Origin of the sequence: Sphaerothrix gracilis Ecp01, from assembly GCF_030405905.1 — a bacterium.
Lineage (GTDB): Bacteria > Cyanobacteriota > Cyanobacteriia > Phormidesmidales > Phormidesmidaceae > Sphaerothrix > Sphaerothrix gracilis.
On sequence record NZ_JASATW010000029.1, the window covers coordinates 48,614 to 59,973 of the forward strand.

9 protein-coding genes are annotated in these 11,360 nt (G+C 55.2%); 6 read left to right on the forward strand and 3 right to left on the reverse strand.

The features are described 5' to 3' along the window. Positions 1-12: 12 nt before the first annotated feature. The gene (mtnA, locus tag QJQ48_RS23385; RefSeq protein WP_346293663.1) at positions 13-1,077 is read left to right on the forward strand and encodes an S-methyl-5-thioribose-1-phosphate isomerase; all 1,065 of its coding nucleotides are present in this window, start codon (positions 13-15) and stop codon (positions 1,075-1,077) included. A gap of 3 nt (positions 1,078-1,080) precedes the next feature. On the opposite strand, the gene QJQ48_RS23390 is transcribed toward mtnA, so the two are convergent. Beyond that, the gene (locus QJQ48_RS23390; protein WP_346293664.1) at positions 1,081-1,365 is read right to left on the reverse strand and encodes a DUF427 domain-containing protein; all 285 of its coding nucleotides are present in this window, start codon (positions 1,363-1,365) and stop codon (positions 1,081-1,083) included. Between the two features lie 201 nt (positions 1,366-1,566). On the opposite strand from QJQ48_RS23390, the gene QJQ48_RS23395 reads away from it, so the two are divergent. Next, positions 1,567-3,519 carry an AMP-dependent synthetase/ligase gene (locus QJQ48_RS23395; protein WP_346293665.1) on the forward strand — a complete coding sequence of 651 codons (1,953 nt, stop codon included), beginning with the start codon at positions 1,567-1,569 and terminating at the stop codon, positions 3,517-3,519. Between the two features lie 108 nt (positions 3,520-3,627). Next, on the forward strand, positions 3,628-4,077 hold the full coding sequence (locus QJQ48_RS23400) for a YlqD family protein (protein WP_346293666.1): 450 nt from the start codon (positions 3,628-3,630) through the stop codon (positions 4,075-4,077). A gap of 113 nt (positions 4,078-4,190) precedes the next feature. Here QJQ48_RS23400 and QJQ48_RS23405 read toward each other — a convergent pair whose 3' ends face one another. Then, positions 4,191-5,306 carry a ligand-binding sensor domain-containing protein gene (locus tag QJQ48_RS23405; protein ID WP_346293667.1) on the reverse strand — a complete coding sequence of 372 codons (1,116 nt, stop codon included), beginning with the start codon at positions 5,304-5,306 and terminating at the stop codon, positions 4,191-4,193. A 406-nt stretch (positions 5,307-5,712) separates the two neighbouring features. Here QJQ48_RS23405 and QJQ48_RS23410 point away from each other — a divergent pair, with 406 nt between their 5' ends. From QJQ48_RS23410 to QJQ48_RS23420, 3 genes are all read left to right on the forward strand, one after another. Then, positions 5,713-7,146: a form I ribulose bisphosphate carboxylase large subunit gene (locus QJQ48_RS23410; RefSeq protein WP_346293668.1), complete on the forward strand. Its 1,434-nt coding sequence runs from the start codon at positions 5,713-5,715 to the stop codon at positions 7,144-7,146. 146 nt (positions 7,147-7,292) lie between these two features. Continuing rightward, positions 7,293-7,679: a RuBisCO chaperone RbcX gene (rcbX, locus tag QJQ48_RS23415; protein WP_346293669.1), complete on the forward strand. Its 387-nt coding sequence runs from the start codon at positions 7,293-7,295 to the stop codon at positions 7,677-7,679. A gap of 61 nt (positions 7,680-7,740) precedes the next feature. Then, on the forward strand, positions 7,741-8,082 hold the full coding sequence (locus QJQ48_RS23420) for a ribulose bisphosphate carboxylase small subunit (protein WP_346293670.1): 342 nt from the start codon (positions 7,741-7,743) through the stop codon (positions 8,080-8,082). Between the two features lie 392 nt (positions 8,083-8,474). On the opposite strand, the gene QJQ48_RS23425 is transcribed toward QJQ48_RS23420, so the two are convergent. Next, positions 8,475-11,360: HEAT repeat domain-containing protein (locus QJQ48_RS23425; protein WP_346293671.1), on the reverse strand; the 2,886-nt coding region annotated here is incomplete at its 5' end.

An 11,360-nucleotide genomic window follows, 5' to 3' on the forward strand; every position in this document is an offset into this window, starting at 1 on the left:
CGGGCGATCGCGATGGCAGAGATTCCTGAAACCCATGTTTATCCAGTGGTCTGGCAAGACGATCACGTTTTGCTGATCGATCAAAATCGACTGCCAGCGGTCTATACCCTGGTGTCTATCAGCCGCTTTGAAGACATGGTAACGGCCATCAAAACCCTGATTGTGCGCGGCGGCCCGGCCATCGGCATCGCGGCGGCCTATGGCTTATATCTGGGGGCTAGGGAAATTCCGACCCGCGATCGCCCAGCTTTTTTAGAGCGGCTAGAAGCTGTCGCTGAGCGGCTGAAGGAAACCCGTCCGGCCAAGGCCAATCTGAGCTGGGCTATCGATCGCCTGCTTAAAAAAGTCAGCAACACTCTAGGCAGCGTTGACTACCTCAAACAAGTTCTGCTGGAAGCTGCCCAAGCTTTGCAAAAAGAAGACCTAGAAACCTGCTACGCCATTGGTCGTCATGGCCTGCAGGCACTGCCGGACAGCCCGCAGCAGCTGGCCATCTATACCCACTGCAATCACGGCGCGCTGGCCGCCTCTGGCTATGGCACCTCTCTGGGCGTCGTGCGCGCGACCTGGCAGCAAGGCCGTCTAGCACGGGTCTACGCTGGGGAAACCCGGCCGCGACTGCAGGGAGCCCGCCTGACCGCCTGGGAGTGCGTTCAGGAAGGCATCCCGGTGTCAATCGTCACTGACAGCATGGCGGCTCACTGTATGCGACAGGGCCTGGTGCAGGCGGTGCTGGTCGGGGCTGACCGCATTGCCCTCAACGGCGATACCCTCAACAAGATCGGTACCTATGGCCTCGCGCTGATTGCCAAAGCTCACCAAGTTCCTTTCCTGGTGGCGGCCCCCCTTTCTACCGTCGATCTGCGGCTTAAGACCGGAGACGCGATCGCTATCAGCGAAAATCCGGCTGCCGATATTTACCAGATTGGTGAGACGGTGATCGCCCCGGAGGGAGCCGAGTATTACAACCCGGCCTCTGATGTCACGCCGGCAGAGCTGATTACCGCCATTGTCACCGAGCAGGGAGCGATCGCCCCCTCTGACCTAGCAAACTTAGTGCAGACTGCCAGCCGATAACCGCTAGGCTTCCACCTTGACGCCGCGCCAGAAGGCGACATAGCCTTCAATATTCTTGGCGGCGTCTTTGGCGGTCGGATAGTACCAGGCGGCATCCTGATTGGTTTCGCCATCCACCTCAATCGTGTAGTAGCTGGCCTGGCCTTTCCAGGGACAGGTGGTGTGCTTATCGCTGGGCTTGAAGTATTCCTGGTTGATCGAGTCTGGCGGGAAATACTGGTTTCCTTCGACTACCTCGCAATTGTCGCTTTCGGCTAAAACAGCCCCGTTCCAAGTGGCTTTAGGCATGGGTTTCTCCTTTGATTTTTTACTTTACAAACCACTTTACAAAACTCTTACCCTGGCTAACCTAATCGTCAGATAGATCCTGCAGCCAGTTACGATTTCGTCCTGCCCTGTAACGGCATGTTGGCTAGAAGCGAGTAGGCTGAAGGCAAGCTGCGGTACTATTGTCCGCATGATGCAACTCTCCCAATGGAGGTGACGGTGATGGCTCTTCCCAACGTGCGTCCCCTTGCAGAGCAAGAACGGCAGAACCTACAGCAATCGGTAGACTACAGTAGCGCTCAGGGCATTCCTGAAATTTGGGCGATCGCCGCCGAGCGTTTTGGTCACATTGTCGCCCTCCATGACCCCCACAGTAAACCTACTGCCCAGCTCACCTTTGCGGAACTGCACCAGCAAATTCGTCAGTTTGCGGCAGGGCTACAGGCATTGGGGATTAACAAGGGCGACCGGGTTGCCCTCTTTGCGGATAATAGTCCTCGCTGGATGGTAGCCGACCAGGGACTGATGACCGCCGGGGCGATCGATGCTGTGCGCGGTTCCCAGGCTGACCCAGACGAGCTGCTTTACATTTTGGAACACAGCGACAGTACGGCGCTGATTGTGCAGGATTTAGCAACGCTAAAACAGCTTTCAACCGGCTTAGAAGGGCGATCGCTGCGGTTCATCGGTCTGCTGAGCGATGAGCAGGCGTCTGACTTGCCTGTTAAATTGCTTAACTTCTCGGAAATCATGGCTTTAGGCCAGAGCGCTCAGCTTCAGCCTGTCAGCTTCAAGCGGGATGAGCTGGCGACGCTGATGTACACCTCCGGGACCTCCGGCAAGCCGAAGGGGGTGATGCTAAGCCACGGCAACCTGCTGTCACAAATCACGGCGGCTTGTTCGGTAGTGCATCCCCTACCCGGTGAAGGCGCGCTGAGCATTTTGCCGATTTGGCACTGCTATGAGCGCACGTTTGAGTACTTTGTGCTCTCTCAGGGCTGCAGTCAGGTCTACACCAACATTCGCCAGGTCAAGAAAGACCTAAAGCAGTTTCGGCCTCGCTACATGGTAGGCGTGCCGCGGCTGTGGGAGTCCATTTATGAAGGGGTGCAGAAGCAGTTCCGCGAGCAGCCTGCCAAGAAACAAAAGCTGGTGCGCTTCTTTCTGCAGCAGAGTCATCGCTACATCTACGCTCGCCGCACCTTACACAACCTGGATTTAGAAAACCTGCAGCCTTCTCTGGCAGATAAGCTGGTAGCCCTGGTGCAGGCGATCGCCCTTTGGCCGATTCATCAGCTCGGCGATCGCCTGGTCTACAAGCAGGTGCGGGCGGCAACGGGAGACCAGATTGAGTTTGTCGTCAGCGGTGGTGGCTCGATTGCTGAACACCTAGAAGACTTTTACGAAGTCGTCGGCATCGATATTCTCGGCGGCTACGGCCTCACAGAAACCGCCCCCATTACCCACGTACGCCGTCCTTGGCACAACCTGCGCGGGGCCGACGGTCAGCCTGTGCCCGGCACTGAAACCCGCATTGTCAACCCCGAAACCCGGCAGGATTTGGCGGTGGGTCAGCAGGGCCTAGTGCTGCTGCGGGGGCCACAAGTGATGCAGGGGTATTACAAAAACCCCGAAGCTACTGCCAAGGCCATCGATCCTGAAGGCTGGTTTGATACGGGCGATCTCGGTAAGGTCACTCCGACGGACGACCTGATCATTACCGGGCGGGCTAAAGACACCATTGTTTTGACCAACGGCGAAAACATTGAGCCGCAGCCGATTGAAAATGCCTGTCAGCGCAGCCCCTACATCGATCAGATCATGCTGGTGGGACAAGATCAAAAAACGCTGGGAGCGCTGGTTGTGCCCAACTTCGAAGCTTTAGAACAGTGGGCTGCCGAGCAGGGCAAAACTATAGCCACTTCTCCGGCAGACATCGCCAGTCCAAGTGCCCTGCCGCTGAATCACCCTTCTATTCAAGCGCTTTATCGCCAAGAGCTAAACCGCGAGGTTAAAGGTCGCCCCGGCTACCGCCCCGATGACCGCATTGGCGTCTTTACGCTGATTGACGAGCCGCTAACAATCGAAAACGGCATGATGACGCAAACGCTGAAGATTCGTCGTCCCGTCGTTATGGAACGGTATCGCGGTATGATTGACGCGATGTTTTCATAGTTTCCGCGATCGCTGCTTGCCAGCCAGTTGAGCGGGCCATGACTGCAGGTGGGGCATCTGCCTCGTCGATGTGCGTTAAGAAGAGTTTCTCAGCCGACCAGTATTCCTATGGATGTTTCTCAATCTAACTTACTGATGAAGCGGGTCGTCAATATCAAGGCGATTGTGACTCCGCTCTGGAAAGAAGAAGCCCAAAAGCAGTTACAGGCTCAGCTCAACAAGCTAGACAGCCAGCTACAGCAGCTCGAAATGCAGGGGCAGCGAGCGGTTACTGAAATTCAAAAGCAAAGTCCTCAGCCGGATAGCCCCGCTGTGACTCAGCAAATTGGCAATGTGCAAAACCAGCTCAACCAGCAGAAAAGCAAGCTGCTGCAGCAGAAAAATCAGGCTTTGCAGCAGCTACAGCAGGTGCAAACCCTAGAACTCAACAACGAAGTGGCTCAGGGCCAGGTTGAGAGTTTCTTTCGGGTGGCAGTGGGCGACAATCTGATTCGTAAAATGCAGGTGGAAATTTTGCTACGGGACGGCGTGGTGGAAGAAATTCGCGGCGAATTGTAAACGCCGTTTGTTAATTAAAATGACCTGCGATCGGTTTTAGGGGAGGGTTTTGAGCGTAATTATTCAGACACAGTTGAACAATTTTCTGCTAAACCCTCACCAACGACGACAAATTATTCGGTGGGGCTGACAAATTCCATGTGCGATCGCGCCTCTCCGGTCAGCAGGCTGACCCAGGCCAGCCCCTGACGGGTTCCCACCCAAAGTTTATTCCCCGTATCCGTTGACAGCGATAGCACATAGCTAGACGGCAGGCCCGGCACCTGACCGATAATGGCCCCGTTATAAGGATTGAGCTTTAGCAACCCGTCCTGAGTCCCGACCCACAGACTGGTCGTACTGTCGAAGCCCAGGGCGGTTACGTTACGCCCTCTAAGCTGGGTCACGGCTCGCTGGAGCTGGCCGCTGCGCGGATCAAAGACAAAGACGCCGTCTGGCGTGCCAGCCCACAGCCGTCCCTGCGGGCCAATGGTGAGCGCCTGCACCACATCTCCCGGTACGTTGGCGTTGCGCACCATTGGGAAGGCGCTGCCCGTATTGATCCGAACAATGCCGTCTAAGGTTCCGACCCAGAGCTGGCCGTCGCGATCGATCGCTAGGGCATTGGCGCTAACTCCCGGCAAATCCTGCAGCGTCGTCATCAACAGGCCGCGATCGGGGCTGATCATGCCCAAGCCGCGATCGGTGCCCACCCACAGAAAACCTCGGTTATCTACCTGCAGCGCCAAAATCCGGTTGGACGGCAGGAAAAAGTTTTGGGCCGTAATTTCATTGCTGCGCGGATCTACGCGGGACAGTCCGGCATAGGTGCCAACCCAAATCCGCCCCACCCGGTCTTGCGCCATTGCCGAAATCACGGCGCTGGGCAGCCTCACCTCGGCCTGCACATTACCTGTATTCGGGTCGATACGGGCCAGTCCCTGCCAGGAACCGACCCACAAGCTGCCCGTGTAGTCTTCCTGTAGGGCACCGACCCGGTAGTCTATCTGCTGCTGTTCCTCCAGATAGCGCTGGGGGGGCAGCGATTCCCGGCGAGGCGGTGGCGGCGCGATTTCATAAGAGCTGGGCGGCTCTACGGGCAGTGCTTGAGCTAGTTCGGATGTCTCCGCGTCCCCAGACAGCAGTGAGGCCGCGATCGCGCTGTTAATCAGTTCTTGCCCCGGCAATCCCAGCCACAAACAGGAAGCGCCAATAAAAATTCCCCAGTGCCTGAGTGAAGGTGCTAACACGCCATACCTCGCAAATGTGATGAGATTTTGATGATGCCTTGATAGCTCGCTGTTGGAGAAATGTCAACTCATACCAGCAGTTGTCCAAATACAAAACCCCTTCTTCACGCTCCGAGAAAAAGTGACACTTACTGTCACCTATATTCATAATCAAAAGTTATGAATGTATACAGATCTTTCAAAATCAAACTTATCAGAACACTGGTAGTATTCTAGGGCATAGGAATTTGGCAATGCCTGAAATTCGGTAGGAGCAATCGTTTCGACATTTGTTCCAGCGTTCGGCTGTCAAGATGAGTGCTTCGAACACCTGCGCTCACGTCTGGTTTAGGCCGGTCGTGGCCACTGAGTTGATGGGTAGGGTTGGTTCGAGGTTTATTTTAGATTCACAGGAAGAAGAGGAGATATGTCTTACTCTCAGACAACGACTCAGTCAAAAGCTGCTGGATATGATGCGGGTGTAAAGGACTATAAACTGACCTATTACACTCCCGACTACACCCCCAAAGATACAGACCTGCTGGCGGCATTCCGGATGACGCCTCAGCCTGGCGTCCCTCCCGAAGAGTGTGCGGCAGCGGTTGCCGCTGAATCCTCAACGGGTACTTGGACAACCGTATGGACAGACCTGCTGACCGATCTTGACCGCTATAAGGGCCGCTGCTACGACATTGAGCCGGTTCCGGGTGAAGACAATCAGTACATCTGCTACGTGGCCTATCCCCTCGATCTGTTCGAGGAAGGATCAGTCACGAACATGCTGACCTCCATTGTCGGTAACGTGTTTGGTTTCAAGGCGCTGCGAGCCCTGCGTCTGGAAGACTTGCGGATTCCCGTTGCCTACCTCAAGACTTTCCAAGGCCCGCCTCACGGCATCACCGTTGAGCGCGACAAGCTCAACAAGTATGGTCGTCCGCTGCTGGGCTGCACCATTAAGCCGAAGCTCGGTCTTTCCGCTAAAAACTATGGCCGGGCGGTTTATGAGTGTCTGCGAGGTGGTCTAGACTTCACCAAGGACGACGAGAACATTAACTCACAGCCTTTCCAGCGCTGGCGCGATCGCTTCCTGTTTGTCGCAGATGCGATTCATAAGGCGCAGGCAGAAACAGGCGAAATCAAAGGTCACTACCTCAACGTCACCGCTGCCACCTGCGAGGAAATGATGAAGCGGGCCGAGTACGCGAAGGAACTCGACATGCCCATCGTCATGCATGACTTCCTCACCGCTGGCTTCACCGCCAATACCACCCTGGCCAAGTGGTGCCGGGACAACGGTATGCTGCTGCACATCCACCGGGCCATGCACGCGGTAATTGACCGTCAGCGCAACCACGGTATGCACTTCCGCGTCTTGGCCAAGTGCCTGCGGATGTCCGGCGGTGACCACATCCACACTGGAACTGTCGTCGGTAAGCTAGAGGGCGATCGCGAGAGCACCCTCGGTTTCATCGACCTGCTGCGCGAGAACTATGTCGAGAAAGACAAGTCTCGCGGTGTCTACTTCACCCAGGACTGGGCTTCTATGGGCGGCGTCTTTGCCGTTGCTTCCGGTGGTATCCACGTTTGGCACATGCCAGCGCTGGTGGAAATCTTCGGTGATGACTCCGTTCTGCAGTTTGGGGGCGGTACTCTGGGTCACCCTTGGGGTAATGCGCCGGGTGCAACCGCTAACCGCGTTGCTCTCGAAGCCTGCGTCCAAGCCCGGAACGAAGGCCGCAATCTGGCCCGCGAAGGTGGCGATATCATCCGCGAGGCTTGCAAGTGGTCACCTGAACTTCAGGCGGCTTGCGAACTGTGGAAGGAAATCAAGTTCGAATTCGAGACGATGGATAAGCTCTAATCTAGCTTTGACGGCGAGCTGTCTGAGGCGGGCAGTAGGTCAAATTCTGCTGCCCGCGCCTTCAGCCGCTCGAATGGGGCTTTAATCAGGACTCATCTGCCATCAATACGCTGGCGGAGAATAATCGTCCAGGTTTTCGTGAATTGATGGATCTAAAGCAAATTGCCAAGGACACCGCCAAGGTGACGGTCAGCTATCTGACTTATCAAGCCGTGCGTACAGTCCTCAGCCAGCTACGCGAAACCAATCTGCCCCGTTCCTATTGGCTTAATGCCTTTGCGACCCGTGAAAAACTGCAGGATGGCGAAGCCTTTTTGCAAGCCCTACTGCAGGAACAGCCAGACTTGGCGGTTCGCGTCATGACGGTGCGGCAGCATATCGCTGAAGAAATCTGTGAGTTTTTGCCAGAACTGGTCAACACCAGTATTCAGCAAGCCAATATAGAGCATCGTCGTCAATATTTAGAGCGGGCTACCCAGATGACGCTGTCGGATGTGGAAGCCAATCCCGACTCAGAAAATTCGTCGGAGTAGGAATTAAACAGCTTAATTCCTCAGTTGTTAATTACTTTCAATTCAACCCCTACTGAGAACTATGAAAACTCTGCCAAAAGAGCGTCGTTATGAAACTCTTTCTTACCTGCCGCCGCTAACGGATGCGCAGATTGAGAAGCAAATTGCCTACATTCTCAAGATGGGCTACATTCCGGCGGTTGAGTTTAACGAAACCTCTGACCCGGAAGTTTATTACTGGACGATGTGGAAGCTGCCGCTGTTTAAGGCGAACTCCACCCGCGAGGTGCTAGATGAAGTTCAGGCTTGCCGTTCTGAGTATCCCAACTGCTTTGTGCGCGTTGTCGGCTTTGATAACGTGAAGCAGTGCCAGATTCTCAGCTTTATCGTGCATAAGCCCGGTGGCAGCAGCTATCGCTACTAAGGTTTAAGCTAGTTTCCTAAAAGGTCATGGGTGGGCAGTTTACTGTCCGCCCTTTTTTGTTTGCCCTCGTAGCAGAAGGGTGAGTTTGCTTTCAGTAGAGCGATCGCGCTGCTCTCTCAATCTGCCTCAAGCTGATGGCTTGGCGGCGCAGGGTTCTCAAGTGGGGTATTGCCTTTCGCCGTTGATGATTTCACCGAATAAGTGGGCGCGATCGCGGATGCACAGCGTCATAAAGATGCACAGCGTCATAAAATAGACCCCTGCCTGAGCGTAGTCATAGCCAGGGAGTCGCAGCGATCGCCGATGATGTTTTGTTGGGATCGTAGGGCACGAGATGAGCTGAGGAATAAAGGCTGTCCTATCGTGCCCGTGTAAGTATCTTGGAATGATCGCTAGCTGGCAAGACTGAGTTTTTGGCGCGATCGCAAGAGCTGGATAAAATCGTCGCTAACGGTGTGGTCGCGGGTGTCGGCAGCGTGGTTGATCAGTCGTTCTCGCAAGGCTAGAGCATCTTTGAGGGGCAGTAAACGGGCGAGCAGAAAATAGACACCGCGAAAGCGCGGATCGCCTAAGTGCTGCTCTGGCTTGTCATTATTGGAGCCGAGGAAGGTCTGGACAATGAAGAACTCCATGATTTTGTCGTGGCGGAAGTTCCATTCGCGGGTAGGGATGCCCTCGCTGTCAGTGCCTTGACGACAGGTAACCATTTTGAAGCGCTCCATACACTGCAGTTCGTCGTAGAACATGTCTTCTGGAATAGCGGTTTGGTCATTGAGCCGCATATCGTAGACCCATTCAGAGAACCACTGCAGCGGAAAGTCTTTGAGGTGGAGCCGCTGATATTCTGCTGCCATGAGGCGGTATTGCTGCTGCTGGAGCTGGAAGAGGTTGGGCTGTTCGCCGCTAGCGATCATTTGGGCGATTAGGCTCAAATCCATCGGGTTGGAGAGGATGCGGCGGGCGGCGGCAAGTTCTTCTTGGGGCTGATGGGGGCTGAGGGCTTCATGGAGATAGTCGGTGCAGGCTTGGGTGTAGGTTTCTAAGGTGAGATTAGGGTCGAGGGTGTCACCCAGGGTGTGAACCCGATCGCGCCAGCGAGAGACGAGAAATTCCTGTATCTGGTTCTGCCGCAGAGGTTGCAGGACATAGGTGGTGGCGGTGGCAGGCGGTCGCCATTCTAGGGGCTGGGTAGTCATGATAATGCTGCCTTTGAAGTAGCGCTCGACGAATTCGGTGATTTTGGCGCGGGTGTCGGCGGTGACTTCGTTGAGGCCGTCAATACAGATATCGATGGCCCCGCTGTAGATCAGGTCTTGCAGAAAGCTGGGATCTTTAGCCATGCCGTGGAGCTTGGTCTGAATGGCTTCGCTGACGCCAAAGGCACAGCGATCGGCGGGTAAAAAGACGACAATAGGCCTAGGCTGTATCAGCTCTTGCAAAAAGTGCCAGCGATCAGACTGCTCCTGCTGGCGCAGAGTGCGCTGAATGATGTGGCGCAGAAACATAGTTTTGCCCAGGCCCGATTCGCCTTCGAGGATGAGCTGACCTTTGATGGTAGGAATGGCCCTTTGCAAGGGTTCGACTTCGCCGGTGGCTTTGTTTTGCACATCGGATTCAGGGAAGTAGCCTTTGGGCCAGAAGCCTTTGAGTCCGGCATCGGCCAGGAGGGAGTCTTGGAAGGGTTCAAACAGGCGGGCGCGCAGGAAGGGAATCCAGGTGAGGGCAAAGCCGACGTAGCCGAGTCCGGTGATGCGGCGCACCCAGGGGTTCCAGAAAAAGATGGCTTGAATTTGGGGCGATTTGGGATAGACGAAGATCAGCAGCAGCCAAAAAGCGGCATGAAACAGCCAAACATTTCGGCCAATCCAGAGACCGCGCCACCACTCTAAGTGAGCAATTTCGGTTTGCAGGGCATCGGCATAGTTGGAGCGAATGGCTTTGAGGTTGTCGCGGTGTTCTCGCAGGAGGCGCAGGTCCGAGGTTTGCCAAGAATCGAATTTTTTTTCGGACACAGCGCGAACAATATTGGCAATGTGGCGGGGCCATTCGTGGCGGATTTTGCGGGGGAGTTCGTCCGGCCAGGATGCGGCAAAAATGCGCAGAATGCGCTGGGCTTCTTTGTGGGAGAGTTCGTCTGTTGCTAAAGCATAGTCTTCATCTCGCACGCCTAGCCACTGAATCAGGACAATCGCGTCTTCTCTGGCATCACTGACGAAGTAAGCTAAAAAGCGATATTTACTTGCTTTAACCTGGTTCAAGTTGACAGCATTCAAAGCCTGTAAAATCACTTCGTTTTCGAGCGGCCCCATCTGGCTGAGGGCATCTGCTGCATGTAGAGAAGCCTCCTGTTCAATAGAATTTCCTCGAAAAGGCGAATAAAGGCGAACGTTTTTTTGATCTCGCAATAAGGTGGCTAGCTTGGGTGCCTGCTCAGCGGCCGCTTCTCCCAGATTCCCCAAGGCGATGGCCGCCTCATAACGCACATCTGCATTGTCATCATTGACGATCACTTCACCCAGTTTGGGCGCTTCGCTAGCGGCCGCTTCTCCCAGATTCCCCAAGGCTCTGGCCGCCGCAGAACGCACATCTGCATTGTCATCATTGACGATCACTTCAAACAGTTTGGGCGCTTCGCTAGCGGCCGCTTCTCCCAGATTCCCCAAGGCGATGGCCGCCTCATAACGCACATCTGCATTGTCATCATTGACGATCACTTCAAACAGTTTGGGCACTTCGCTAGCGGCCGCTTCTCCCAGATTCCCCAAGGCTCTGGCCGCCGCATAACGCACAGGTGCACTGTCATCATTGACGATCACTTCAAACAGTTTGGGCGCTTCGCTAGCGGCCGCTTCTCCCAGATTCCACAAGGCTCTGGCCGCCTCATAACGCACATCTGCATTGTCATCATTGACGATCACTTCACCCAGTTTGGGCGCTTCGCTAGCGGCCGCTTCTCCCAGATTCCCCAAGGCGATGGCCGCCTCATAACGCACATCTGCACTGTCATCATTGACGATCACTTCACCCAGTTTGGGCGCTTCGCTAGCGGCCGCTTCTCCCAGATTCCCCAAGGCTCTGGCCGCCGCATAACGCACATCTGCATTGTCATCATTGACGATCACTTCAAACAGTTTGGGCGCTTCGCTAGCGGCCGCTTCTCCCAGATTCCCCAAGGCGATGGCCGCCGCAGAACGCACATCTGCATTGTCATCATTGACGATCACTTCACCCAGTTTGGGCGCTTCGCTAGCGGCCGCTTCTCCCAGATTCCCCAAGGC